This is a genomic window from Paraburkholderia graminis, from assembly GCF_003330785.1.
Classification (GTDB): Bacteria; Pseudomonadota; Gammaproteobacteria; order Burkholderiales; family Burkholderiaceae; genus Paraburkholderia; species Paraburkholderia graminis.
On sequence record NZ_CP024934.1, the window covers coordinates 1,058,575 to 1,082,879 of the forward strand.

Below are 24,305 nucleotides of genomic sequence, written 5' to 3' on the forward strand. Positions count from 1 at the left end.
CAAGCTCACGCGCACGCACGCGCGAGGAAAGGCTCAGACGAGGATAAAGAAAGGAGGGAAAGGTGGCGGTTTCGGGTGTCGCCCGCGCCTCCGAAACATCCATTTCGACGCCAAAATCGCTGTTTTCACAGCTCTGACGTCACATTACAGACTCACAACATTGCATCGATGTTGCAGTGCGATCAGGGCGAAACGGAGATTATCAGACGCGTCGAATCGTATAAGTCATTGATTATTAACGCTTGGTGCGGTGCACACCAATTTGACATAATGGATATGATCACTTTTTCGCTGCGATACGAGGCCGATTTCACCGGATAATAAGAACAATTCTCAACTCTGGGACCACCCGGGGACCCACGGACGGGGGTAACCAATTTTCGGAGACCCACTCTCTAATCCGTGCACCCAAAAAACGTCGGGTGATTGCTATCATGGCGCCTGGACATTACCGGCGCACTAGGGCAACAGGCCGCTTCCGCAGTAGACCTCGCGATGTGGCCCCGTCGGATAATTAACAAAAAACTGCAACTTAGACCCCGCGCAAATGAACGACAAGAGTAGAAAGGGCTCGATTAAGCCCACCCCCACACGTGACGGCGACTCCATGAAGCGCTGGGTTCCGGCGCACGAGTCAATTTCGGAAAGGTATCGCCGAGAAATCGAGCGTCCGATTATCCGTGATACTCTTTCCCCACCCGATCGCGGCAAGAAGCCCACCAAATGAGCGATATGTCCGATGTTTCGAGCTTAGATGATCGTTGGTACCATCTGCTTTTCGGCATCCGACGATCTATCCGCTATCACCAGCGGCGGCGTGGCTTTTTTGACCGATGCGACCAACTTGGCAACGTGGTTTCGTTGATCTTTGGCTCGGCGGCAATTTACGGCGTACTTGACAAGGACTATCACGCGTTGGCGCTCGTGTCCTCCGGGCTCGTGACAGTGCTGTCCGCGGTTAATCTTGTATTTGGATCGGCGCAGCGCGCTCGCGCGCATCACGACTTGGCGCGAAAGTTTACTGAGCTGGAAAGTCAAATGCTCGGTCAGCCAACAGAGGAAGCTCTCAAGAGCAGCGCGGAAAAACGGCTTGTGATCGAGGCCGATGAACCGCCGGTCCTGCGAGTACTTGACTGTCTGTGCCACAACGAGCAAATGCGGTCTGAAGGATATTCAGCGAAAGACATGGCGAAAATCCGATGGTGGCAGCGCTGCTTTGCGCAGGTTATGGATCTGCGCGAGGACTTGATCCAGTCACCGGCCTAGAGCCTCCTTCTAAGAACCCCGCTCCGGCGGGTTTTTTTTCGTCCGTATTCAGGAAAAATACCGATGATCCTCCGCAATGGAGGATGGCATGGCCCTGACGAACGCAGCACTGCTCAAAACGATCTCGGACGACCGCGCGCTAGGCTCGGCGATGCTGTTTCCGCATCGGCATCCGCAGGCATCGCCCAGGTTCCACGTCGAGGTGATGGACCTGTGGAGATGCGCCGACGAGTGGGTGCTGATCGAGGCATTCCGGGAAGGGGCTAAGTCCACGCTCTCGGAGGAGCATCTTCTGATCGAAGCGTGCTTTGGAAACTTCGGGTACTGCCTGATCATCGGCGAGACCTACACGAAGGCTTGCCAGCGTCTGGAGGCTATCAAGTTCGAAGCCACGCGCAACATGAAGTTGCAGGGGCTGTTCGGACGTCTGAAGCAGGCGGGCAGGGTGTGGAATGAGCACCAGATGGAACTCTCCAACGGGGTTCTGCTGGAGGCTCACGGCTGGGAAGAAGAGTTCCGCGGCTTCAAGTGGCGCGATGCCCGGCCGGATCGGGCCTATCTCGACGACATCGAAAACAAGGAGCGGGTGAAGGATAAAGCCGCAGTCGATGCGTCGATGCGGAAGATCTACCTCGAACTGATCCCGGCGATGGACAAGGTCAAGGGCAAGGTTCGGATCACCGGAACCCCTCTGGCCGAAGACTGCATGATCACTCGTCTTCGTGACAACCCGGACTGGACGTCTCGCCGCTACCCGATCTGCAACGGTGACATTGACGACCCGGCGACTGATGCGACGTGGCCCGACCGCTATCCGATGGAATGGATTCGCCAGAAGCGCGACGAGATGGAGCGCGCCGGCCAGCTGCGCGGCTTCATGCAGGAATACATGCTGATGGCGATAGGCTCGCAGGATAAGCCGTTCGAGTCGGACCAGATTCGGGAAACGCCGCTTGATCCTGCTCCATGGATGCCCAAGGTGGTGATCACCGATCCGGCGCGAACGGTCGATGTGAAGAAAAGCGACCGCACCGGCCGCGTGGTGCTCAGCCGGATTGGTACCACGATCTATGTGCATGCGTCATCGGGCGAGTTCTGGAAGCCGAACGAGATCATCGAAGACGTGTTCACGACCTCCCGGCGATTCAATAACGCCGCAGTGGCGATCGAGAAAAACTCACTCGACGAGTGGCTGCTTCAGCCGATGCGCGCGGAAATGCTTCGCCGCGGTGTGACGTTGGCGCTGAAACCTCTTTCCGCTCCGCAGGACCGCGACAAAGAGCAATTCATCATGGGTCTTCAGCCGTTTTTCGACGCGGGTGACATCGTGCTCGTCGGCGGGAAGGGCGCACACCCGAAGCTTGTCGCCGAAATCCTGAACTTCCCATCTGGCAAGCGCGACATCCTGAACGCGCTCGCTTACTTCCAGCGTGTTTTCTCGGGGGCGGCTGTGTACGAAGAATTCGGTGTGTGGAACCTGATCGACGGTTACGAGCCTTCCGCGCATCACGCGATGGCGCTCGCGTTCAATGCGGCCGGCGCCGAAACGACCGCGGCTCTGATCTGCATCGAAGGTGAGCGCATGGTCGTCGTCGCGGACTGGATCTCGCCTGTTCCGCCTGCCCAGGCTGTGCCCGATATTGCTCAGCTTGTGCGCGCTGCGTTTCCGCGTGCGCGTGTGACCGCATGGCTGCCGGGCGACATTCTGGACCAGTCCGACCGCATGCAGATCGTCCCCGCATTGCGCGCGTCGAAACTTCATCCGATGCGCGGCGGCTACGTCAACGTCTCACGTGGCGCGCTGTCGCCGATGATCCGCACCGAGTCGCGCGGAAAGAGACTGTTTCTTGTGGACTCCGGAGCAACGCACACGCTGAACGCACTGGCGGGTGGCTACAACTACCCGGTGAATCGCACAGGAAATAAAGATAGCCTCCCTGAGACTGGTCCACACCGCACCTTGATGGAAGGTCTGGAATCGGCCACCTACGTGATCAGTTCGCAGCGCAACGACGTCATTCCCGACGGCGTTCACACCGCGGTCAACCCGCAGGGCGCTTCCTATCTAACGTCTCTGCCGAGGAAATGAACATGGCTATCTCGAAATCGAACACGCCCAAAGCACCGTCCCAAAGTCCGACCAGCTTCTACCAGGGCAAGCAGCAAGGCGGCGCGCATGGCAAGCCGGAGAAAGTCGGTGAACGCCTGAAGGGCGGCCCGATGCGTGAAAAGATGGGCAAGAGTGGGCTTTGATCATGAAAAAGCGATTCGGGAAAGGCGACGCAGGCAAGGGCGAGACCCGCTCAGAGTCCCGCGATATGCGCAGCTTCTACGGCAAGACGCCGAAGAAGCCCGAGCCGGACGATAAGCCGGCGCGCACGCCGCGCGATCGCAACACCGGCTCATCTCTCCGGAAGAAGCTCGCAGGCAAGGTTATCGGCTGATGGCCCGCGCGAAAAGAGAGAAAAAGCAGGAAGAAAAGCCCGCAGTCGAAACACTGGACTCGCGGGCTCTCGACGCTGAAAAGACCGGCGAAGAGTTGGAGAACTGGGCCGACCAGCCCGACTCCGATGTATATGCAGAAGCCGCGAAGCTCTACACGAAGATCGCGAAGTGCTTCGAGAACAAGCAGGAACAGATGGACCGGATCGAGGAGTACTGGTCGATCTTCAATGCGCAGCCCGACGAGAACGCGCAGTACTCGGGCAACAGTCAGTGCTACATCCCCGCAGTGCGCAACGCCATCAAGGCGCGCATGAAGCGCACGCTCGCGCAACTGTTCCCGGTCAATCACAAGCACGTCGGCGCCACTGGCCCCGATGGCAATATCCCTTTTGCCCAGGTCAGTCTGCTCGAACATTACATCCGCAGCGCGAATCTTCGCGACGTGGTGCGCGCCGACCTGATTGCCGGTGACGTGACAGGGCAATGGAATTTGTACATTGACTGGACGAAGACGTACCGCAAGGTCACGGAACTCGTGCAGAAGCCGCCCATCCTTGAGGACGACCAGCTGGGCGTCACGGTCGAGGACGTTACGATCGACAAGGACGAATGGGAGTGGGAGAAAGACCCGAAAGAGGTGATAGAGGAAGGTCCGGACGTTGTGCCGTTTGCGACCGAGGATCTGGCCGTGTATCCGCCGACATGCAACGACATCCAGAAAGCGACCGCCACGGCGATCAAACTGCGCATGTCGAGCGACGCCATCCAGCAATTCGTCGATGAAGGCGTGTTCGTCGGTCACACCGCAAAAGACATCATCGAACGGATGGCGCAGCCCAGCAAGAGACGCGAAAAGTACGTCTCGCCGAAGAAGCGGACAGGCGACGCGGGCATCCGCACCGAAGGCACCTACAAATACGCGCTGATCTATGAAGTTCACACGAATCTCGACCTGGGCAACGGAAAAGAACCGTGCTTCGTCTATTACGCGGGCGCGGAAGAAATTCTTGGCATTATCCGCAATCCATTTTGGTCTGGAAAACGGCCGATTCTCTCGGCGCCGATCGAGCGTATTCAGGGTTCGGCGTTTGGCGTTTCGATGGTTGAAGCGGTCAAGTTCCTGCAATGGAACCTGAACGACTACTGGAACATGGGTCAGGACAGCGCGCAATATGCGCTTCTGCCTATCGTGATGACCGACCCTCTGTCCAACCCCAACTATCAGAGCATGGTGATGGGTCTCGCAGCAGTCTGGCTTACCGACCCAGCGAAGACGCGGTTCTCCCAGTTCCCGGCGATCTATAAGGATGCCGTAGCGCTCTGCCAGGCGATCAAGCAGGAAATCAACGAGTCTATGGACGTCAATGACGCCATGCTCGGCAAGGCACCGCAGGGAAGAAAGAATCAGGCAATGATGGCCGCCATGGCGCAGGCGCAGGAGTCGAACATCATCGATCATGCGAAGCGGTATGAGGACGTCATTCTCAATCCGTTGCTTGAATGGATGTTCGAGCTTGACCGGCAGTTCCGCACGAAGGAAATCACGGTCGAAGTACTGGGCGAAGTCGGCGCGCGCGCGAACCTGCAGGAGATCCCTGTTCAGGCGTTCGGCGAACGCTTCTTCTTCCGCTGGTGCGGCACGTCGTACCAGAACAACATGCAGCGCATGCAGCAGATGATTGCCTGGATGAACGTGTTGCGGGGAATTCCGCCGCAGCAGCTCGACGGCCGGCGCCTCAATATCGGGCCAATTCTCGAATTCGGCACGGAACAGATTTTTGGTCCCGAGGTAGCGCCTCGGATCCTGATCGACGAACGCAATCTCTTCCACGTCGAGCCCGACGATGAAAACCTGATGATGCACAACGGCCTCATGGCTGAGATCCATCAGGCGGACGATGACCGCCGGCACATTCAGTCGCACCTGATGGCGGCGCAGATGACCGGTGATCAGGCAGGACTTTTCCGCGCGCACATCCAGCAGCATCAGCAGGCCATGCAGGCGAAGTTGCAGGCATCCATGCCGAAGCCGCAGGGGCAACCGGGCGTGCCGGGTGGTGCGGCTCCAGGAGTCGCAGGTACACCACGGCCCGGCGCGCAGCCTGGATTGCCTCGCCCGCAAGGTCCGGCCGGCATGATCCACCCGGACCAACTCCAGTCACCGACAGCGGAGCCGCGATGAAACGCTTCGTTGCGCGGTGCACGCCGTGGGGAACGATCCAGACCGGAGATTTCTTCGCACGCCTGAGCGACGCGGAGAAGTCCGCCGTGCTCATGCACGAGCGTGGACACCTTGCTAACCGGGACGCGCTGCGCCGCCTCTGGTGGGTTCTGTCGTTGCAGATCGTGTTCCGTTCGCAATGGGTGTTCGAGCGTTGCCGTGAACAGGAATTCGCCGCCGATGATTACGCCCGCGCACGCGGTCACGGCGCAGGCCTCCGTTCGTTCCTGAGACGCTTCCCGCAGACCTCTGGTCCTCTCTATCCCAGCACACGGCAACGCCTGGAGGCACTAGATGTCTGACCAGTTCCTGATCATCCCGCCGCAGGTTCGCGCCGCGGGAACAGACGTTCCTCCTGAGCAGATCCAGGCTGCGCTGAATTCAATCGCTCAGCAGGTAACCATCGCCCTGAACACTCTTGTCGGAGAGCCGGAGCCGCCTACCGGTCCGGCGGGCGGCGATCTGAGTGGTACATATCCGAACCCGACGGTCTCGAAGGTCAACGGCGTCGCGGCCGGCACGATGGCGAATCAGAATGCTAACGCCGTCGCGATCACTGGCGGATCGATCTCGAACACGCCGATCAGCGGATCAACTGGATCGTTCACCAGCGCTTTCGCAAGCGGTGGCGCGGTGCCAGGTGTCGCCGCGACCGGCACCCAACTTTACAACAGTCCTAACCCGACTGTGCAGTTCATCGACTCTATCCGCAGTGCAAACAACAAAAACGCGTTCATGACGTGGGGATCGACGGTTCTCGCGATCGGCTTTGCGAACGATGCTTTCACCTCATTCACTAACGCGCTGGCGATTACCGGCGGTCAGGCGACCGGCATCAGCGGTATCACCTCCAATAGTGGATCGGGTGCGTGGGCGCATACCGGCGCATTCAGTGCGACGAGCTTCACAGTGTCGACAGCAATCGGCGTCGCGTCAGGCGGTACCGGCCGCGCGACTCTGACCGCACATGGCGTGCTGATCGGCGAGGGAACTGCGGCAGTCAACCAGACAACCGCAGGCACAGCAGGGCAGGCACTGGTGAGCGGCGGTGCGAGCGCTGATCCCGCTTTCGGTATCACCGGCGTCAACGGCGGTGGTACCGGACTTGCAACTCTCACTGCGCATGCTGTGATGCTGGGAGAGGGTACGTCTAACGTTGCGTTCGCCGCACCAGCTACGGCTGGACAGGCTTTGATCAGCGCCGGTGCTGCAGCTGATCCGGTATTCGGTTTTCCGACCGGCGCACTGATCAACGTTCAGGTTTTCACGTCGAGCGGCACCTATACGCCGACGACTGGAACCAACAGCGTAGTTGTCCGAGCGCAAGGCGGTGGGGGCGGTGGCGGCGGCGCAGGAGCATCCTCAGCCAGTCAGGTAGCAGTTGGGCAAGGCGGCGGTGCTGGTGCATATGCCGAGGGTCGTCTTACCAGCGGTTTCTCTGGCGCAACCATCACGATCGGCGCTGGTGGGAATGGTGGCGCAGCGGGAATAAACAATGGCTCAAACGGCGGCACGACATCATTCGGCGCAACGATCAGTTGCCCTGGAGGGATAGGTGGGCAGGCGGCCGGCTCGGCGACGTCACCGGCAGTAATCGGCAACCAGGGGCCGAGCAGCATAGCGACCGGCGGTTCCATTTTGAATGCGACAGGAGCCGCTGGCGGCTTGGCCTTTAACTTTGGTATTGGCGATTCGGTCTCCGGATATGGCGCGTCGAGTTCGTTCGGTGCGGGCGGACAGGGTCAGGTGTCGACCACTGCAGCGGGACAAGCCGCCACGACAAAAGGAGCAGGTGGTAGCGGTGCGATTTCTGTAAATGGCGGCGCTGCTCAAGCTGGCGGTAACGGCGCAGCCGGTCTGATTATTGTTTTGGAGTACGCATAGTCGTTGCTGCGCGCAGGAAATATTTGTAAAACACTCGCAACCCTGTTCAGGAGAACATTGTGCGCAAAAACCGTATTGCCGTATTGATGGGACTCGTCTTTCCGGCGATCGGTCCCGGCCAGAATCCCAACCTGACAATGAACGGCGCTCTGCCGGATCAGGTCGGCCTGAACAACGCGATCCTCGGCATCAATCCGTTTCAGGAAGTGATCTATAACGCAGATGCCGCGACCGCCTCGAAAACTCTTGCCGCCACCGAAATCTGCGGTGCTGCGCAAGTCTATCTGGCGTTCACGGGCACGGCCGGCGCAGGCGTTGCCGCAACTCTGCCGACAGTCGCGAACCTGATCGCCGCTCTTCCGGCCACCGTTCAGTCTTCGCCGGTCGGACTTTCCTGGCAGCTTCGAATCATCAACGTTGCCACGACCCAAACCATCACTGTCACGACGAACACGGGCTGGACCGTCAGCGGTACGGCAACGATCGCCACTACGGTGTGGCGCGACTTCGTCGTCACTATCACCAGCGCGACAACGGCGACGATTCAAGCCGTCGGCGCAGGTAACGCGTAAGGAAGCGGAATGAACAAACTCCTCAAGCGCCTTCTCGGTCTTCTGTTTCCGGGTGTCGGCGACGATGACGGTGCGGCGAGCGACGATGCTGGCGACACTGGCGCACTGATTGACGAAAGCGCAGACGACAGCGGTCTCGCGGATCTGGAATTCGACCTCGTCGAAGACACGCCAGCGGCCAGTGCTCGCGGCAACGAAGCCGATCGACTCGCACGTCTCGAAGCAGAGGTTGAGCGACGTGGCCGCCTGCGTGACGAGGAAATGCGCCGCGTATCGCAGACGGCGCCGCCTGTCGATCCCGAGTTTCAGCGCGAAGAGGAACGGCTCCGCGCAGCGGATACGTCAGAAATGGAGCGCTGGCAGATCCAGGCGAACCGGGCGCTCCGTCAGACGCAGCTGGAAGCCCAGCGTGCACGCATGGAAGCGTCCGACCTGATGGACCGCACGCGCTTCGAATCGAAGTTCAACAGCGACCCGCGGCGCGCCAAGTACGCGGACCGGGTAGAGGAAGCGATTGCACAGGAGCGCGCGCAAGGTAGAAGCGCTTCGCGCGAGTCGGTCTATTACTACATGCTCGGCAAGGACATCGCCGACGGCAAGCTCAAGCCGAAGGCGAAAGCGAAGGTTCCGGCCGCAGAAGTTCCACGGGGGCGCGCGCCGAACGCGCGGTCCGACGTGTCGAGCCGCCGCGGCAATACCGAACAGGACAAGCGTCGTGCTCGTCTTGAAAACATGAACATCTGACCAACCAGCAAGAGGAAACCATGATGACAACCCAACTGGCCCTTCTGCTGGGCCTCCTGTTCCCGGGTGTGACGAATCAGTCGTCTAGCTTCACCGCCGACGTCGAAGCGTACATTCAGGAAGAAGTTGAGCCGCTCGCGCGCAAGCAACTTGTCGCGTACCAGTTCGGTAAGCCGCTCAAGCTCGACACGAACCGCGGCACTACGTACACGGCTTCACGCTATCTGCGCTTGCCGTTGCCGTATGCACCACTTCAGGAAGGCGTAGCGCCTCCGGGCGAAGCGATGACGCTGCAACAGGTCACCGCGACCGCGCAGCAGTGGGGCGACCGCGTCATCATCACCGACGTGGCGAACCTCACCATCAAGCATCCGCTTTTCCAGCAAGCGTGCGAACTCGTCGGGTTGCAGCTTCCTGAAACGCTCGAACGCAACACGATGAACACGCTGTTGTCGACGACTCAGGTGAACTACGCGAACGGCAAGACTAGCCGCGCGAACCTCCTGAACACCGACGTCATGACGCCGCACGAGAACAACCGCGTCGTCGGTTCGTTCCTGACCTACGGCGTGCCGCGCTTCCAGGGCGACGAGCGCGAAGACATGATGATCGAAGCGGGCGCATACCGCGATCCTTCGAGGACGCCGGCCGTCATGCAGCACTATGTCGGTCTGATTCATCCGCTGTCGGCGCAAGACATGCGCGAGAACAGCACCGTCGCGACGGCATGGTCTTACAGCGACATCAATCGCCTGTACAACAACGAACTCGGCGCATTCGGCGGTACGCGCTTCGTCGAATCGAACATGATTCCCTTCTGGACTGGCGTCGCAGCCATCCAAGGCACGGCGTCTGCATCGGGCGGCCAGCTTGCGACCGGCAACTATTTCGTCCAGGTCACCGCAGCACCGGCTCAGACGTCGGTGGAGCAGCAGATCTACCAGGTGTCCAACTCGATCGCAGTTACGGGCCCGACGGGTTCCATCTCGGTCGTGTTGCCGCAGCTTGCTGGCTACGTGTTCAACATCTACATCGGCACTACGGCCAACCCGTCGAACCTCGCCACTGCTGTCGGTAATGGCGTGCCGGTGACCGGTGTCTACGCTGGCCAGGCGACCCAACTTCAGCCGAACCAGACGGTAACGGTGACGGGTGTTGGCGCCACGCAAACGCCTCCGGCCGCTCCGGCAACGGGCGTGTCGGTGTACCCGGTGATCTACATCGGCAATCACAGCTACGGTCAGGTTCTGCTCGAAAACCCCGAGTTCCACTACCTGACGGGCGCCGACAAATCGGATCCGCTGAACCAGACCCGCGTCGTGTCGTGGAAGGTCTTCTACGGCTCGATCATTCTCAACCAGGCGTTCCTCGCGCGGGTCGAATGCGGATCGGCATTCAGCGCAGGTTACAGCGCCGGCACGCAGGCTTAAGGAGTAGTTGATGCCACCGCGTAATCCGACAGAAGAAAACAAGCCCCTCCCCGAGGGGGGCTCTTCGAACGGCGACGATCTGCTCAAGGCGGATTCGGAAGGTTCGCTAAAAGCCCGTATCGCGGAGCTTGAGGCGGAGCTGGCGAAATCGACCGCCGCGAAGGATCTCGCCGAAGAAGAATCGGCACGTCTTTCCGCGCAGGCTCAATCGGCGATCTTCACGACCGGCGTCGTCGAACGTCCGGCCGGTAAGAATGAAGACGGCGATGACCTCTGGTGGTACCGGATCGACTTGTCGCCGTCCGGTGGAACGGAAATCAAGATCAACGGATTCCCGTACTACCACGGTCAGACGTACAAGCTGGGCACTGATCTGCTGCGCTCCGTGAAGGAGATCGTTGCTCGCACCTGGGACCATGAGAACAACATCATGGGGGCCAATGAAAACATGTTCCGCCGCGCGCAGGATAAGGTCCTGCGCGGTGGCGATCGCCGCGCATAAGAGGAACCATGACAGAAAAACTGGAAACGCCGGTAATCGGTAATTTTTCGATCACGCTGCCGGCGCCCAATGGCGCGCAACTGTCGGTGAGCGGCTATCTGTACGGCAACGAGTCGAAAGAATCGCTCGATGATCGTATGGACATCTGCCGTGAATCGCTGGCACGTCAACAGCGCATCCTCGAAATTCCGGTTCTCGAAGAGAAAATGAAGATGCTCGCGCAGACGAAAGCCGACATCGAAGCCGCGTATGTTGATCTGCTTGAGCGCAGGAAGAAGAAAAGTTCCCTGACGAGTCAGGAGACTGCGAGCATGAGCAACTATCCGACTCAGATCAAGACGATTGAGAAGGAACTGGAAAAGGCTCGTACGAAGATCGACGAAGCACGCAAGGCGGCCTGATGGCATACCTCCAGGCCCAGCAGATAGTCGCGCGTGCTTGCGCGATTGCCAAGTGTCCCGGCTTCATCCAGCAGGGCGGCATCTATCTGAACATGGTCCTGGAGGATCTCTGGTTGCATCGCGACCTGAAGATCAACCGCGTAACCGAATTCCTCACGGTGCAGGCGAACAATTACGGGCCGATCACGCTCCCGTTGAACTACCTGCGCACGTATGACCTGTTCTTTCAACAGAACAACCTGCCGTATTTCCTGCATCCGATTTCCATCGAAGAGTGGGACCAGGAATTCAAGGATCCGTCGATCGCGAACTATCCGTATGAGTTCATGACGACGCTGCTCGACGAAACGAGCGCGCAGGCGGCCAACTCAGCCGGCGACCTGTACATCTATCCGCAGTCTTCCGGCCTGATCACGCTGACCCATCGATACATGGTGAAGCAGCCGGACATCGCCACTCCAGAGACGTCAACTGTCATCCCGTGGTTTCCTGATCAGCAGTACCTGATCAAGGCGACCGCAGTGGAGTTGATGACGGAGTCGGATGACACACGGCAGGAATCGCTCCGTGCTCAGTGCATGGACATGCTGCGCACGCATCTGATCATGGAAGGTGATGAGCAGGCGGTCGTTAAATCTGTGCGGCTCGACCCGCGGCGCTTCCATTCAAACCGGACGCTCAAGCCTACGAAGATCACAGACTAGGAGCGGACATGGCTATTCGGAACGGCAAGCCGGTTCGCTTTACGCCGAAAGGTATCTGTGATGCATTCGACGCGACGGATGCCTTTCCGGGTGCTTGCGAACTGCTCTCGAATCTGGTGTTTGACCAAGGCAATCCTGAACTTGTCGTGTCGCGGCCAGGTGTAGGAGCGGCCGACACCACCTTTTCCGGATTCACTACGCCGACCTATGTGTCCGTGTTTATCGTCGTCGGCAATGTTGCCTACGGCATGGTGTCGAGTGGGCGTAATGCCGGGCATGACGAGCCGTTCGCCTACAACATCGTCACGAACACATTCATCACGATTTCCGGCGTGACGTCAGCTAATACGCCGACCTCGCCTGCAACCAGTGGACCATGGACGCCGCCCACAATGGCGGTGATCAGCACGAAGATTATCGTCACGCATCCGGGATTCAGCGGGACCGGGACTAACTTCTTCGGTGTGATCGACATCAGCAACCCGGCCGCGCCGGCGTGGTCGTCGGCGAATACGGCGACGAATGGGCTCCCTGGCGTCCCGACGGCTGTCGCCAATTACAACAACCGCGCTCACTTCGCGGTGGGCAACGTTGACTATTTCAGCGATGTTCTGGTGCCGACGACGCGGACCAACGCAACGCAGTCGGTGACAGTTGGCGACACCACGCCAATTACCGCATTCTCTGGATTACCGGTGCAGACGACGTCGGCCGGCGTGATCGGTGCGCTTGTGATCTTCAAGGCGTCGCAGATCTGGCAGTTGACTGGCGACACGACTACGAACAATCTCGCGCTGAATTACATCACGCTCACGACGGGATGCTCTTCGCCGCGCAGTGTCGTTCAGGGACCGTTCGGCATCTTCTTCGCAGGGCTGGACGCGCCGTACATCCTGAACTTCCTCGGCACGCTCGTTCCACTCTCAAGCAGACCGGGAACCGACTTCCCCGCGGATCTTCAGGTGCCGTTTCAGAACTGCACGGAGCCGACTCGAGTATCCGCCGCGTTCGCTGGCAACATCTATCGGGTCTGCGTGCCTACCCTGATCCTGGGACAGACGCAGACCAACGATTACTGGTACGACATCCGCAGGAAGCGCTGGACAGGCCCGCATTCATTTCCGTATGACTGTGCCGCGCAGTTCGGAAACTCCTTCGTTCTGTCGTCTCCCGCGCAGGGTGCCGCGCTCTTCGTGAGCACGACGATTCCAACGTCGAATAGCACCTATCTTGACGCTGGCACGGCGATGGTGAGTCATCTGCGCTCATCGAATTTCCCGAAGACGGGACACATGGCCGAAGTTCAGGTTGTGGAGTCGACGATTGAACTCGCGTCGACGGGCAATCCGGTGAACTTCAACATCACGGCGACGGACGATCAGGGAACGACGCTTCAAACGACGTTCATCCAGACGCCGTCGTCGGGATCCAAGTGGGGAGCGTTCAACTGGGGGGCGGCTAACTGGTCGTCCAACGTCAGCATCCCTCACGTCTACACGATCCCGTGGCCCGCCGCGCTTGTGTTCCAGAAGATGTCCATAGACGTGACCGTGACGCCGGTTAATTCCGTTTCGATCGGCACCTTCTTTGCCCGGTATCAGGACACCGGTTATATGAATCAAGGGTAAATCATGTCAATCATCGGTTCTCTACCTAATACCCTGGCAAACGGTACGACTGCCGATGCCTCTCAGGTCATGGCGGACCTGAATTTCATCGTCAACCAGGTGAACTCCAACGCCCAGCCGGCGGGATCATATGTGACGACTGGGACGCTCGCAGCGCCCGCAGGAACCCGTATGGCGTTTCACCAGGCGGCGGCGCCAACTGGCTGGACGATCGATACGACCATCACGAACCACACGTGTCTGTATGGCGCGACTGGCGGCGGCATCGTCAGCACCGGCGCCGGCTATTCGTCGTTCGTGTCGAGCGGCTGGTTCACCGACCTTCACGTCCTGACCGTCTCAGAAATACCGGGCCACACGCACAACGTCGCTGCGATAACCGGCAGCGGAGTTCAGTCGGGCGCTGCCTCGGCCGGTAACTTTAGCGGCGGCTCAGTGGGCACCGATGCAGGGACCGGAGGCGGGGGTGGACACAACCACAACATCACGACGAAATTCCAGTACATCACGATGATGATCGCGGTGAAATCATGAATCAAAAATGCCCACTCATTAAAAAGCCGTGCATCGAATCCGGGTGCACGTTCTGGACGCACATGCTCGGCATGCATCCGCAGACCGGCAATCCGGTCGATCAGTGGGGCTGTGCGGTTACGTGGCTTCCTTTGCTGCTTGTCGAGAATTCGCGCCACGCGCGCGGCGTTCAGGCAGCCGTCGAATCAGCGCGCAACGAGATCACGCAACGTCAGGACGTTCTGAATTCAGCAGTGCGGCCGGCACAGCGGCCACCCATCGAGGACGTGAAACATGAGCAGCTACGCGATCATTGAAAACGGGGTAGTCGCGAACGTGATCCTGTGGGACGGGTCAGCGCAGTGGACGCCGCCAGCCGGCGCAACTGTCGTCGAGATCGCGGACGGGGTCTCGTGCGGCCCCGGATACACGTTCGACGGCACGGATTTCATTGCGCCGCCAGCGCCTCCGCCAATGCCAATCTGAAGACTTCAAACACGGGGAAAAAAATGGACGATAAGCGCACTTTGACCGAGGCCGATGTAAGGGCCATCGCGGAGCAGATCGAGAAGGGAATCACGCAGAAGTTCCAGCTTAACGTGGGCCGCGGTGTTCTCGGTCTCGTCTGGAGGGTGATTCTCTACACGCTTATCGGACTCGCGGCATACGGCGCGGGCGGTGGCTTCAAAAAATTCCTGTAAGGAGATGGGTGATGAGCATCTGGTCAGCAATCGAAAGTGAATTCAATGCGATCGTCGCGGACGCGCGCTCGGTACCTGAGAAGCTCGCCGCGCTCGTCGATCTGCACGGTAAGGCTCAGGGCTTGGCAGGCATCGAGACGACCATCATGACAATCATCGAAGACACAACCAAGGTCACCGACGAAAAGGTCACTGCGATCCTGCAGGCGGTGGGCAAGTTGTGAGTTCGTTCGATGACGCCTTCGTCGCCTTGATGGGTAACGAAGGCGGCTATTCGAATAATCCCGCTGATCCCGGCGGCGAAACCATGTGGGGCATCACGTCCCGCGTGGCGCGCGCGAACGGCTATATGGGCGACATGCGCTTATTGCCGCAGTCGGTCGCGAAGCAGATCGCGAAGATGGTCTATTGGGATCCGTACTACTGCGACCAGTTCGACCCGCGCGTCGCGTTCCAGGTGTTCGATGCAGCGTACAACGGCGGCAAGCCGGCGACGTGGTTGCAGATTGCGGCTGGTGTCGACGCAGACGGGCATATCGGTCCAGTGACCATCGCGGCAGTGAACAAGGCGGACGCGCGACAGATTGTGATGCGTTTCCTTGCGTATCGACTCAAATACCTCGGCAATCTTCCCACGTGGCCATCGTTCGGTCATGGCTGGGTGAACCGCATTGCCGGGAACCTCATTAAAGGAGCCGCATGATGGCAGCCCTTGATCCAATCACCGCAGTGTCAAACGTCGTCGGCGGCATCATCGATCGTCTGTGGCCGGACCCGGCTCAGGCGAACGCTGCGAAGCTCCAGCTTCTCCAGCTTCAGCAGACCGGCGAACTCGCGCAGATCACCGGCCAGATGCAAATCAACCAGGTGGAAGCGCAAAGCAGCGATCCGCTCCAGCACTGGCGTGGCGGCCTCGGATGGGTCTGCGTCGCCGGCTACTTCTGGAACTACGTGCTTGAGCCGATCCTGAGCGCGGCGGCCGTGTTCATGAGCCATCCTGTCGTACTGTCGAAAATGGACATGAGCGAACTGTCCACGCTCACGCTCGGCATGCTCGGCCTTGGCGGTCTGCATGTGGCTGAACGCATCAAGGGCGCCGCGAAATGAAGCACCTCGTCAAGATTGCTGCTGGCATCGATACGGCTCCGGTCCTGCTCGAAATAGCCCGCCAGCCGAAACTCTGGAATCGCCATCGCGCGCGCAAGGAAGCGCCCGGAACCCCTCACGCGGAAATGTCCGACATCTGGCTTCGGTACAACGACGAGAAGCCGTTCAAGGAGAAGGGCGACTACACCGGGTTTAACGATGAGCACGACGCGATCTTTTACCCGGAGTGGCACCTTCTACCCAGCGTGCGGCCCATCGTCTACGCGATGATGGCGCGGGTCTGCGCCGTGCGTCTCGGCGGCGTGATGATTACGAAGATTCCGCCGGGCGGGAAAATCGAGCCACACGTTGATGACGGCTGGCATGCGAACTACTACAACACGAAACTCTATGTCGTGTTGCAGTCGAACCCGCAATGCGTGAACCGGGTTGAGGATGAGCGCGTAGCTATGGCGCCGGGCGAGGTCTGGTACTTCGATAACACGAAGGAGCATGAGGTCGTGAACGACGGACCAGACGACCGGATGACGTTGATTATCTGTTTGCGTTGCGAGCGGTGAGCGTCTTTATGATCCAGGCCCTTGCTCCATACGTGTCCGCCACGGCGATCAAACACCACTTCTCGGCGGGCGTCTATGTGCGCGAAGCCCCCCTTTGCAGGGGGCAGGAAGTCGAGACGCATGAACACATCTACGATCATTTTGGCATCCTCGGAGCGGGATCGGTAGTCGTCGACCTTGACGGTGAAATGTCGGTCCATCACGGGCCGTGCGTCATCGAGATCAAGGCGGGAAAAAAACATAGCATCAGGGCACTTACGGACATTGTCTGGTTTTGTGTCCATGCGACTGAAGTCGCTAATCCCGAGAAAATCGATGAAGTACTGATCAAGAGGTGACCTATGCCGTGGAGTGTCGCTGCTGCTGTTGGAGCATCGGTTGCGGGCGCCGCGGTGTCGAGTGCAATGTCACCGTCGACTTCCGGCGGATCCGGCGGTGGCCCGAGCAGCTATTACGTCCCGACGGGGCTGCAAGACGCGGATAAAACGTGGCAGGGCTTGCTGCAGAGCCTGCAAGGCACGTATTACGACAACGCCAATCCGCAGAATCAGATCGCTCTCGGCTCCGAAACGGCCGGCATCAATGCTGCGAACCAGTATGGTCCTCAGTACCAGAACGCCGCCAACGCTGCGGCGAATGGCTATGGAAATCTCGTAGGGCTGTTCAACGGTCAGGCAAATCAGGACTTCGGTATTCAAAATTCCCTGCTGGCGGCCGGTCAGAACGTCTATAACCTCGGGCTTGATCCTCAGAATGCGCTGTACAACCGGACCGCGCAACAGCTTCAAGATCAGACCGGCGCGACGAATTCCATGTACGGTCTCGGCTCTTCGGCCGCGGGCGCTGGTGTCGCTAATCAGGCGATGTCGAACTTCAATATTGACTGGCAGAACAACCAGCTTTCCCGTGCTTTACAGGGACTGCAGGGCTACGGCCAGGCGGCCGGCGTTGCTGGTCAGTACGGACAATCAGGACAAGCGGCAGCAGCTGCGGCACCGGGCTATCAGCTGATGGCGGGGCAACTTCCGTATCAGACCGCGCAGACCATCGCGGCAACCCCGGGGCAACTCGCCAACACTTACGGTTCGTACCTGAATTCGAATGTGTACGGGCCCGCAGAGTCGATTCAGGCGCAGACGATCCCTTATATGAATTACGGTCAGGGAGCGCAGTCCGTCCCGTACCAGACGCAGGCGCAAGGTGCTGGCGCTGCTGGAAGCCTGGTGTCGCAAGGCATTCAGGGCATCGGGAACGCCGTTCAGAACAACGGTGGATGGAGCAGCATGTTTGGCAGCGGAACCACGGGTTCCTTCGGTGGAGGCGACTTTAGCGGCGCGTTCACGTCCAGCCCGTATTACTCGGGCGGCGGCAATAGCTACGGCTTCACCATGTAAGGAGCCGACATGGCAGGAATCTCAGGACTACCTTACTTCCTTCAATACGAACAGCAGGCCCAGCAGCAGACCATCCAGCGGCAGCAGGCGGCGATGCAGATGGCCGCGTTCCAGCAGCAGCAACAGGACCGTCAGCGCCAGCAGGCGGCACTAGCTGCGGCAGGTAACGCGCTTCCTGGTCTGCTTGCAGGCCAACAGCAATCGCAGCAGATTCCGCCGCCGCCTGGGCAGGCATCGCAGCCGGCGCAACCGACTCAGCCTATGCAGAGCCCGCAGGGCATGCAGCCGCAAGGCTCGCCCATGCCGTCGAGCCCGATGTCTGGACCAACCGGTATTCCGCCGTTGCCTTCTGGCGCTCCCTCCGGATCAATTCCTCAGCAAGGGATCCCGCCGTTCCGCCCGATGCCGACCGGCGCATCTCCTGCGCAGGCGGCGTCCCCAGCATCGATTCCGGCTCCGCCGTCTCCTGCTCCTCAGCAACAGGGCGGCGGTGGTCCTCTCACGCTTGAGGGCGCGGTTAAGGTGTTGCAGGATCAGGGATTGAGCGGCGCTGATCTGATGGCGGGATTGCAGCAGCTACAGCCGGTGCTCGACAGTCAGGCAAAGCAGCAGGCTGCGCATCTGCAGGCCCAATTCAACAATGAAATGAAGTTGCAGCAACTCGGCGTGCAGAGAGAATCGCTCCAGGCGCGCATCGATGCGGCGAAACAGGCATCCGAAGATCGCCGGCTCGGCATCCAGGAGCGCATGCAGGCGCATCAGGATTCCGTCGCTCTCCAGCGCGAGATGTTCGCCTTCCGGGTTCAGGAAGCGAAGATGAAGCACGCTGGCGACCCTGATGCGAAACTTGACCCCGACACCGTTCGCGTTCTGGCCGAACAGGCGCTGGCAGGGGACACCTCTGTTTATCAGAACCTGGGCCGCGGCGTTCAGGGTGCACAGAACATCGTTGCGATCCGCAAGGAAGTCGCGCGTATGGCTAAGGAACGCGGCGAGGGCGGTGCGGACATCGCTGCCGGCAACGCCCAGTTCCAGGGCGACAAGGCGGCTGCACGCACGGCCGGCACCCGCGCGGCTAACGTCGAACTCGCTGCAAACGAAGCGAAGAAGACGAGCCAGATTGCGCTCGATCTGTCCGAGAAGATTCCGCGCACGCAGTTCGTCCCCGTCAACAAGGCATTGCAGGCGGCTCAGACGAACACGGGCGACCCGAACATCGTGGCATTCGGTGCTGCGAACAATACGTTCATCAACACCTATGCGCGCGCGATCAGCCCGACAGGAACTCCGACCGTCCACGACAAGGAACATGCTCGGGAGGTTCTCTCGACCGCGCAGACTCAGGAGCAGTACCGTTCGGTTATGTCGGTGCTTCAGAAGGAAATGGACGCGGCTCTCCAGGCGCCGAAAGACGTTCGAAAATCGCAGCGCGATCGCATGGCAGGAAAGGGCGGCGAGTCTGCCGGCGGCATCCCTTCCGGCTGGTCCGTGACGGAGCATTAAATGCCCAAGTTCACGTTCACCTCGCCCGAAGGCAAGACATACGATGTAGAGGGTCCCGATGGCGCCACGAAAGAACAGGCATTTTTGATCCTGCAACAGCGCCTCGGACCGAATGGTGCTGGCGCTCCATCTCCAGCGCCGGGCGGCACTGCTGCGCCTGCATCAAAGCCTGCTGAGCCGCCGCAAAGCATTGCAGGATTCATCGGCGGCAACCTGAGTAAAGGCGTGGCTGACGTGGCGGGACTTCCGGTCGATCTGGCTCACTCCGCGATTGAAGGCACCAAGGGCATCGCCAATCTGTTCGGCGCGCACCTGAAGCAGACCGATTCCCCTGTTGGCGGGTCGGACTGGATCAAGCAGAAACTCGCTCAGATTGGATCGATTGGGCCTAGTGCTGAGCCCCGCACAACCGCTCAGCGTTATGCAGCGGCCGGCCTGGAAGCAGGCCCGTCGGCTGTGCTTCCGGGCGGCACGTCCAGCGTGCTGCCGCGTATTGGTTCCGCCATCGGATCAGGTCTCGGCGGTCAGGCGGCGCGTGAAATGGGTGGCGGCTATCTGGGGCAGATTGCGGGCTCAATGCTGGGCGGCGCCGCGGGTGGCATGATCGGCGGCGCGGAGCGAAGCATTCCGCCTCCGCCCAGCGAGGCAGGCCGCGCTTCACAAGCGTCTGGAATCCCTCTCACGCTCGGACAGGAAACCGGCAGCAAGTCGCTGACGTCGATCGAGAATCGCCTGCGCGAACTTTTCCCGTCCCGCGGCACGGCTAACGCCGACGAACTTGCGCAGGCACAGGCCGCTGTGAACCGTGTGAACGAATTGGCAGGCCAGGTGCAGGGCGCATCGGGGAACGCGGAGCAGGCCGGCATGCGTCTACGCTCCGCCTACAACGATGCCGTGCAACGGATCGACACGGCCCGTGATGCGCAGGCAGCACGTGATTATGGTGAAGTCAGGCGCATCGCCGGAAACCAGCCGGTCATCCGTTACAGCAACACGCTGAACACGCTCGACCGGATCATCGCGGAAAACCAGAACGTTCCCGCAGGCGATGCGACGCGGATAGCTGCGCAGGCTCGGCAGATGCGCGAAGCTCTGGCCGGACAGGGAACGGCAACCGTCGATGACGCGATGAGAACCCGCCGCGCATGGGGCAATGCCGCGCGCCGAACGGGTAACGTCTTTTCCGACATCGATCCGAACGCGAATCAGTTGCTGGCCCGCCGTCTGTTCGGTGCAATCAATCAGGATTTCGACGCGGCAAGCAACGCCAACACGCCGATCTCACAGGCGCTGCGCCGCGCTAACCAGAACTACGCCAACGCGTCGCAATCGATCAGCTATATCGAGCGTTCCGCGCTTGGAAAACTGCTTGGCGAGGACGTGACAGACGCTGCATTCAGCGGTCAAACAGCATCGACGAAGGCGCCTGAGGCGATCGCTAAACGTTATCTGAACATGACGCCCAGCGAAGCGCGGAGCGTCACGACAATCCTGCGACGGCACGCGCCGGATGTCCTGCAGCAGTCCAAGGCGTTTGTACTCCTGAATGGTCTGGAGTCGGCACGAAACGATGTGCCAGGTGCCGCGCCCATATCGTTCGCGAAGTTCCGGCGCGAACTCGACAAGGTGCAGCCGAAGCTGCGGGAGATGGGATTCACTCCGCGCGAGATAAGACAGATCGCTGACGCCACCGACACGATGGCGAGAGCAGGAGATCGAACCGGCGCCAATCCGTCGGGCACCACGGCAGCCGGGCATATGCTCGGCACCGCGGCGATCGCGCTCGCTCATCCGGTGGCTGCTGCGGCTTCCGTCATTACGCCCTACATCGCGTCGCGGGCGCTTCTAACGGAGCCCGGCAGGGAACTGTTGAGAAACGCTTACGCTGCCAGTACGCCGGCTGCACGTAACGCCGCCATCGGCGCGCTGCGCTCCCGGTTTGCACAGAGCCAGGGGCCACAACAATGAGAATTCTCGCGATCGACGTCGGCTCTAACTGCCTCGACTGGTTGATGCGCTGCCAAGAGTGGGGCCATGAAGTCATGTGGTACGACCAGCCTCGTGCGGACGGTTCGGACCGTCACGCGGGCGAGGGCATCGTGCGGAAAATCCGCAATTACGATGAACTGCGGCGCAAATGGATCGGCTGGGCCGACCTGATCTACACGCCCGACAACACGCACTATCTCGACATGCTCGAGCCGTATCGCCGCATCGGCTATCCGATCTTCGGGTGCAACCTCGCGGCCGTCGAGTGGGAACTGGATCGGGAAGTAGGGCAGAAGGTGATGGAAGAGTGCGGTATGCGCATCATCCCGGGCAAGACGTTCCACGACTACGATTCCGCGATCGCCTATGTGAAGAAGGAATGCAAGCCGTTCGTGTCCAAGCCGTCCGGCGACGGTGAGCGCGCGATGTCCTACGTGTCGAGCAGCGCGGCCGATATGGTGTACATGCTGCAGCGCTGGAAGAAGATCGACAAGTACCGTGCGGCGGCGCGCGCGGATGGCTTCATCATGCAGGAGAAGATCGACGGCATTGAGATGGCCGTGGGTGGCTATTTTGGCCCTGGCGGCTGGTCGAAAGGCTGGATCGAGAATTGGGAAAACAAGAAGCTGATGAACGGCGATCTCGGCGTGAACACCGGCGAGATGGGAACGACAGTACGGGTCGTAAAGCAGTCCAAGCTGGCCGAGGAGGTGCTGAAGCCCGCGACCGAGCATCTGCACCGCATCGGCTATGTCGGCTACGTGGACGTGAACTGCATGATTCCGACCGACGGCAAGGGCCCCTTTCCGCTTGAGTGGACCATGCGCGACGGATGGCCGATCCGCCACAACCTGACCGCCCTGATTGAGGGTGACCCTGCTCAATGGATGGTGGACAAGCTGAACGGCCGCGACACGCTGAAAATGCGCATGGATGAGGTCTGCGTTTCGGTGCTGATGGCGTTGCCTGACTTCCCATATTCGAAGATCACGAACAAGGAACTGTGCGGTATCCCGATCTATGGCGCTGAGGACATGAATCATATTCACTACTCGGAAGTGATGATGGGAGTAGCGCCGCGCGAGGTGAACGGAAAGGTCGTGGAACTGCCGGGCCCGGTGACGGCCGGCGACTATGTGCTGATCTGCACGGGTACAGGCGAGACGATCACGGGCGCTCGCCGCAGCGCCTACAGCGCCATCAAGAAGATCAAAATTCCCAATAGCCCGTTTTACCGGACGGACATCGGCATTGGCCGGCTACAGAAGCAATTGCCCGAGCTCCAGCGCATGGGCTACGCGAAAGGCTTGGGGTACTGACATGGCGTGCGGCTTGTGTGGTCGTGAAGTTTGTTTTGACTGCTGGAGTGACATAAGGAAAGACGATGCGACGCTCTTTACGTGCCGGGATGATCTCCGAAGCCAGTATCAAGGAAGCGCTCATCGAAGCGAAGGGCGACATTTTCTTGGCATCCTCCACGCTCGATTGCACGGCTCAGGAACTGGACCGATATATCCGTGCATCCGCTGAGCTTCAGGGATTCGCCGCGGCGGTCGAGAAGGTCAAGGTCGATCCTGCGTACTCACGCATGAGCAACGAGCAGTTCGAGAGCGAACTGGCGGACCTCACGCGAGCGTATCGGGTAGTTGGTCTGGAGGAGTTGCACAGCCTGGCAACGATGGACCCGAAGGAAAGCGCCGCGATGGCGAAGGTCAAGCTTCAGGCTGCGATCTCGCTGCGCGGCGGCGCGCCGGCTGCTGCTGGCGATCGTGAGATAGAAAACGCGTTGAGCGAACTGAACCAGCTGTATCACCTGAACGCGCCGCGCATTAAACAGGTCCGTCAGACGACGATCACGTTTGAAGATGGTCGGGAAGTGTCTCAACCAGTGATCGAACTGCGGCCAGATCCGCAATAGCGGCGGCCCGCTTCTTTTCCAGCTTCTGCCAGTCCGGTTCATCCGTCGGGTATTGCTGAATCTTCTCAAGCGCTATGTGGCCGAGGCGCGCCATTTCCCGTATAGCCGCCTTGTGGGCGCGCGCGTCTTTCCTGCTCACAACGCGACCGGCGCCGATCCATTCCCACGCGTCCAGGAAGCCGGCGAATTCCGGCGCGAGGCGAGGCTTGATGGCCCACTCTTCCGCCGGCTTCAGACTCTTGCGCATGTACATGACGTGCTGCTTCGGTATGCCCGAGGATTGGGCCAGTTCGGCGTCTGTCAGGCGCGCGCCGCGGCAGATCTTCCACAGGTCAAGCAGGCGATCCGCGGGCGGTGTGCGCAGTTCGATGCATTCCTCGTGCACGCGCCACGTGTGCGGCCGGGGGATCACCGCATATTCTGCGGTGTTGATGATGGACCGCTCGATGCGCTTCATTGTCAGCGGGCACTCTACGAAAACGACGACATCGGCCGCGCCTGCCTTGTCGGAGAACGTGTAACGGTCAATCAGGATGCCGCCTAGCTCTCGCCAGCGGTGCAGTTGACCGTCAGTCGCCTTATCCCACCACGCCCATTGGTAGACCGGCAGATCAGCTATTTTGCTGCTGCGGAAATACACGGGCTTGATGGTGGTGTAGCCGCGGTTCACCAGGACATGCGTGAAATCCTGGTGCGCGCGGCGTATTGAAGAGGCTATGTCGCTAGTGGCGTAGAGCTTCAACAGATTAGGGACCCACGATGGCGACGAAAAAACAGGCGAGCGCGAAAATGGTCAGGTCGAAGTGGCAAATCACAGCGCACC

29 protein-coding genes are annotated in these 24,305 nt (G+C 60.1%); 28 read left to right on the top strand and 1 reads right to left on the bottom strand.

Going from position 1 to position 24,305, the window contains the following annotated elements:
* The first annotated feature begins 723 nt into the window (after positions 1-723).
* The 28 genes from CUJ91_RS04745 to CUJ91_RS04875 all read left to right on the top strand — a co-directional run bounded on the left by CUJ91_RS04745 (position 724) and on the right by CUJ91_RS04875 (position 23,482).
* Complete coding sequence (locus CUJ91_RS04745; protein ID WP_114155917.1) at positions 724-1,266, top strand: hypothetical protein; 543 nt, start codon at positions 724-726, stop codon at positions 1,264-1,266.
* A gap of 88 nt (positions 1,267-1,354) precedes the next feature.
* Complete coding sequence (locus CUJ91_RS04750) at positions 1,355-3,355, top strand: hypothetical protein (protein ID WP_114155918.1); 2,001 nt, start codon at positions 1,355-1,357, stop codon at positions 3,353-3,355.
* Positions 3,356-3,357: 2 nt separating this feature from the next.
* Positions 3,358-3,519, top strand: coding sequence for a hypothetical protein (locus CUJ91_RS34120; protein WP_161966564.1), 162 nt, complete (start codon positions 3,358-3,360; stop codon positions 3,517-3,519).
* 2 nt (positions 3,520-3,521) lie between these two features.
* A complete protein-coding gene (locus CUJ91_RS04755) occupies positions 3,522-3,710 on the top strand; it encodes a hypothetical protein (protein WP_114155919.1) in 189 nt (62 codons plus the stop codon).
* The gene (locus tag CUJ91_RS04760) at positions 3,710-5,893 is read left to right on the top strand and encodes a collagen-like triple helix repeat-containing protein (RefSeq protein ID WP_114155920.1); all 2,184 of its coding nucleotides are present in this window, start codon (positions 3,710-3,712) and stop codon (positions 5,891-5,893) included. Before CUJ91_RS04755 ends, CUJ91_RS04760 begins: the two co-directional genes overlap by 1 nt.
* Positions 5,890-6,234, top strand: coding sequence for a M48 family metalloprotease (locus tag CUJ91_RS04765; RefSeq protein ID WP_114155921.1), 345 nt, complete (start codon positions 5,890-5,892; stop codon positions 6,232-6,234). Before CUJ91_RS04760 ends, CUJ91_RS04765 begins: the two co-directional genes overlap by 4 nt.
* Positions 6,227-7,816, top strand: a complete 1,590-nt coding sequence (locus tag CUJ91_RS04770; RefSeq protein ID WP_114155922.1) for a beta strand repeat-containing protein — start codon at positions 6,227-6,229, stop codon at positions 7,814-7,816. The genes CUJ91_RS04765 and CUJ91_RS04770 overlap by 8 nt, the downstream gene beginning before the upstream one ends.
* 59 nt (positions 7,817-7,875) lie before the next feature.
* Positions 7,876-8,388 carry a hypothetical protein gene (locus CUJ91_RS04775; protein WP_153067620.1) on the top strand — a complete coding sequence of 171 codons (513 nt, stop codon included), beginning with the start codon at positions 7,876-7,878 and terminating at the stop codon, positions 8,386-8,388.
* 9 nt (positions 8,389-8,397) lie between these two features.
* The gene (locus tag CUJ91_RS04780) at positions 8,398-9,132 is read left to right on the top strand and encodes a hypothetical protein (RefSeq protein WP_114155924.1); all 735 of its coding nucleotides are present in this window, start codon (positions 8,398-8,400) and stop codon (positions 9,130-9,132) included.
* Between the two features lie 20 nt (positions 9,133-9,152).
* A complete protein-coding gene (locus tag CUJ91_RS04785; protein WP_114155925.1) occupies positions 9,153-10,562 on the top strand; it encodes a N4-gp56 family major capsid protein in 1,410 nt (469 codons plus the stop codon).
* A gap of 10 nt (positions 10,563-10,572) precedes the next feature.
* On the top strand, positions 10,573-11,064 hold the full coding sequence (locus tag CUJ91_RS04790; protein ID WP_114155926.1) for a hypothetical protein: 492 nt from the start codon (positions 10,573-10,575) through the stop codon (positions 11,062-11,064).
* A gap of 8 nt (positions 11,065-11,072) precedes the next feature.
* A complete protein-coding gene (locus tag CUJ91_RS04795) occupies positions 11,073-11,465 on the top strand; it encodes a hypothetical protein (RefSeq protein WP_114155927.1) in 393 nt (130 codons plus the stop codon).
* Complete coding sequence (locus CUJ91_RS04800; protein WP_114155928.1) at positions 11,465-12,169, top strand: hypothetical protein; 705 nt, start codon at positions 11,465-11,467, stop codon at positions 12,167-12,169. Before CUJ91_RS04795 ends, CUJ91_RS04800 begins: the two co-directional genes overlap by 1 nt.
* Positions 12,170-12,177: 8 nt before the next feature.
* On the top strand, positions 12,178-13,797 hold the full coding sequence (locus tag CUJ91_RS04805; RefSeq protein WP_114155929.1) for a hypothetical protein: 1,620 nt from the start codon (positions 12,178-12,180) through the stop codon (positions 13,795-13,797).
* A 3-nt stretch (positions 13,798-13,800) separates the two neighbouring features.
* Positions 13,801-14,331 (top strand): hypothetical protein, encoded by a 531-nt coding sequence (locus CUJ91_RS04810; protein ID WP_153067621.1) that lies wholly within the window; start codon positions 13,801-13,803, stop codon positions 14,329-14,331.
* Complete coding sequence (locus tag CUJ91_RS04815; protein ID WP_114155931.1) at positions 14,328-14,627, top strand: hypothetical protein; 300 nt, start codon at positions 14,328-14,330, stop codon at positions 14,625-14,627. Before CUJ91_RS04810 ends, CUJ91_RS04815 begins: the two co-directional genes overlap by 4 nt.
* Positions 14,605-14,796, top strand: a complete 192-nt coding sequence (locus tag CUJ91_RS04820) for a hypothetical protein (RefSeq protein ID WP_114155932.1) — start codon at positions 14,605-14,607, stop codon at positions 14,794-14,796. The genes CUJ91_RS04815 and CUJ91_RS04820 overlap by 23 nt, the downstream gene beginning before the upstream one ends.
* Before the next feature lie 23 nt (positions 14,797-14,819).
* Entirely contained in the window at positions 14,820-15,011 is a 192-nt protein-coding gene (locus CUJ91_RS04825; RefSeq protein WP_114155933.1) for a hypothetical protein, read from the top strand.
* A gap of 11 nt (positions 15,012-15,022) precedes the next feature.
* Complete coding sequence (locus CUJ91_RS04830; protein WP_114155934.1) at positions 15,023-15,235, top strand: hypothetical protein; 213 nt, start codon at positions 15,023-15,025, stop codon at positions 15,233-15,235.
* Entirely contained in the window at positions 15,232-15,714 is a 483-nt protein-coding gene (locus CUJ91_RS04835) for a glycoside hydrolase family 108 protein (RefSeq protein WP_114155935.1), read from the top strand. Before CUJ91_RS04830 ends, CUJ91_RS04835 begins: the two co-directional genes overlap by 4 nt.
* Entirely contained in the window at positions 15,711-16,118 is a 408-nt protein-coding gene (locus tag CUJ91_RS04840) for a 3TM-type holin (protein ID WP_114155936.1), read from the top strand. Before CUJ91_RS04835 ends, CUJ91_RS04840 begins: the two co-directional genes overlap by 4 nt.
* Positions 16,115-16,678, top strand: coding sequence for an aspartyl/asparaginyl beta-hydroxylase domain-containing protein (locus CUJ91_RS04845; protein ID WP_114155937.1), 564 nt, complete (start codon positions 16,115-16,117; stop codon positions 16,676-16,678). Before CUJ91_RS04840 ends, CUJ91_RS04845 begins: the two co-directional genes overlap by 4 nt.
* Positions 16,679-16,686: 8 nt before the next feature.
* Positions 16,687-17,016 (top strand): hypothetical protein, encoded by a 330-nt coding sequence (locus CUJ91_RS04850; protein WP_153067622.1) that lies wholly within the window; start codon positions 16,687-16,689, stop codon positions 17,014-17,016.
* Between the two features lie 3 nt (positions 17,017-17,019).
* A complete protein-coding gene (locus CUJ91_RS04855; protein ID WP_153067623.1) occupies positions 17,020-18,072 on the top strand; it encodes a hypothetical protein in 1,053 nt (350 codons plus the stop codon).
* 9 nt (positions 18,073-18,081) lie between these two features.
* Entirely contained in the window at positions 18,082-19,575 is a 1,494-nt protein-coding gene (locus tag CUJ91_RS04860; RefSeq protein WP_208716149.1) for a hypothetical protein, read from the top strand.
* A complete protein-coding gene (locus CUJ91_RS04865; RefSeq protein ID WP_114155941.1) occupies positions 19,576-21,543 on the top strand; it encodes a hypothetical protein in 1,968 nt (655 codons plus the stop codon).
* The gene (locus tag CUJ91_RS04870; protein ID WP_114155942.1) at positions 21,540-22,883 is read left to right on the top strand and encodes a phosphoribosylglycinamide synthetase C domain-containing protein; all 1,344 of its coding nucleotides are present in this window, start codon (positions 21,540-21,542) and stop codon (positions 22,881-22,883) included. Before CUJ91_RS04865 ends, CUJ91_RS04870 begins: the two co-directional genes overlap by 4 nt.
* 89 nt (positions 22,884-22,972) lie before the next feature.
* Positions 22,973-23,482, top strand: a complete 510-nt coding sequence (locus tag CUJ91_RS04875) for a hypothetical protein (RefSeq protein WP_114155943.1) — start codon at positions 22,973-22,975, stop codon at positions 23,480-23,482.
* Here CUJ91_RS04875 and CUJ91_RS04880 read toward each other — a convergent pair.
* Complete coding sequence (locus CUJ91_RS04880) at positions 23,418-24,224, bottom strand: hypothetical protein (RefSeq protein WP_114155944.1); 807 nt, start codon at positions 24,222-24,224, stop codon at positions 23,418-23,420. The two genes, CUJ91_RS04875 and CUJ91_RS04880, sit on opposite strands and share 65 nt — an antisense overlap.
* Positions 24,225-24,305 lie beyond the last annotated feature (81 nt).

Bases quoted from the DNA above. Each gene is read 5' to 3' on its own strand.
- CUJ91_RS04770 (WP_114155922.1), top strand. From the start codon at position 6,227: ATGTCTGACCAGTTCCTGATCATCCCGCCGCAGGTTCGCGCCGCGGGA.
- CUJ91_RS04830 (WP_114155934.1), top strand. From the start codon at position 15,023: ATGAGCATCTGGTCAGCAATCGAAAGTGAATTCAATGCGATCGTCGCG.
- CUJ91_RS04870 (WP_114155942.1), top strand. From the start codon at position 21,540: ATGAGAATTCTCGCGATCGACGTCGGCTCTAACTGCCTCGACTGGTTG.
- CUJ91_RS04755 (WP_114155919.1), top strand. From the start codon at position 3,522: ATGAAAAAGCGATTCGGGAAAGGCGACGCAGGCAAGGGCGAGACCCGC.
- CUJ91_RS04875 (WP_114155943.1), top strand. From the start codon at position 22,973: ATGATCTCCGAAGCCAGTATCAAGGAAGCGCTCATCGAAGCGAAGGGC.
- CUJ91_RS04750 (WP_114155918.1), top strand. From the start codon at position 1,355: ATGGCCCTGACGAACGCAGCACTGCTCAAAACGATCTCGGACGACCGC.
- CUJ91_RS04800 (WP_114155928.1), top strand. From the start codon at position 11,465: ATGGCATACCTCCAGGCCCAGCAGATAGTCGCGCGTGCTTGCGCGATT.
- CUJ91_RS04780 (WP_114155924.1), top strand. From the start codon at position 8,398: ATGAACAAACTCCTCAAGCGCCTTCTCGGTCTTCTGTTTCCGGGTGTC.
- CUJ91_RS04845 (WP_114155937.1), top strand. From the start codon at position 16,115: ATGAAGCACCTCGTCAAGATTGCTGCTGGCATCGATACGGCTCCGGTC.
- CUJ91_RS04810 (WP_153067621.1), top strand. From the start codon at position 13,801: ATGTCAATCATCGGTTCTCTACCTAATACCCTGGCAAACGGTACGACT.
- CUJ91_RS04765 (WP_114155921.1), top strand. From the start codon at position 5,890: ATGAAACGCTTCGTTGCGCGGTGCACGCCGTGGGGAACGATCCAGACC.
- CUJ91_RS04785 (WP_114155925.1), top strand. From the start codon at position 9,153: ATGATGACAACCCAACTGGCCCTTCTGCTGGGCCTCCTGTTCCCGGGT.
- CUJ91_RS04840 (WP_114155936.1), top strand. From the start codon at position 15,711: ATGATGGCAGCCCTTGATCCAATCACCGCAGTGTCAAACGTCGTCGGC.
- CUJ91_RS04865 (WP_114155941.1), top strand. From the start codon at position 19,576: ATGCCCAAGTTCACGTTCACCTCGCCCGAAGGCAAGACATACGATGTA.
- CUJ91_RS04760 (WP_114155920.1), top strand. From the start codon at position 3,710: ATGGCCCGCGCGAAAAGAGAGAAAAAGCAGGAAGAAAAGCCCGCAGTC.
- CUJ91_RS04860 (WP_208716149.1), top strand. From the start codon at position 18,082: ATGGCAGGAATCTCAGGACTACCTTACTTCCTTCAATACGAACAGCAG.
- CUJ91_RS04795 (WP_114155927.1), top strand. From the start codon at position 11,073: ATGACAGAAAAACTGGAAACGCCGGTAATCGGTAATTTTTCGATCACG.
- CUJ91_RS04855 (WP_153067623.1), top strand. From the start codon at position 17,020: ATGCCGTGGAGTGTCGCTGCTGCTGTTGGAGCATCGGTTGCGGGCGCC.
- CUJ91_RS04850 (WP_153067622.1), top strand. From the start codon at position 16,687: ATGATCCAGGCCCTTGCTCCATACGTGTCCGCCACGGCGATCAAACAC.
- CUJ91_RS04745 (WP_114155917.1), top strand. From the start codon at position 724: ATGAGCGATATGTCCGATGTTTCGAGCTTAGATGATCGTTGGTACCAT.
- CUJ91_RS04790 (WP_114155926.1), top strand. From the start codon at position 10,573: ATGCCACCGCGTAATCCGACAGAAGAAAACAAGCCCCTCCCCGAGGGG.
- CUJ91_RS04820 (WP_114155932.1), top strand. From the start codon at position 14,605: ATGAGCAGCTACGCGATCATTGAAAACGGGGTAGTCGCGAACGTGATC.
- CUJ91_RS04815 (WP_114155931.1), top strand. From the start codon at position 14,328: ATGAATCAAAAATGCCCACTCATTAAAAAGCCGTGCATCGAATCCGGG.
- CUJ91_RS04825 (WP_114155933.1), top strand. From the start codon at position 14,820: ATGGACGATAAGCGCACTTTGACCGAGGCCGATGTAAGGGCCATCGCG.
- CUJ91_RS34120 (WP_161966564.1), top strand. From the start codon at position 3,358: ATGGCTATCTCGAAATCGAACACGCCCAAAGCACCGTCCCAAAGTCCG.
- CUJ91_RS04805 (WP_114155929.1), top strand. From the start codon at position 12,178: ATGGCTATTCGGAACGGCAAGCCGGTTCGCTTTACGCCGAAAGGTATC.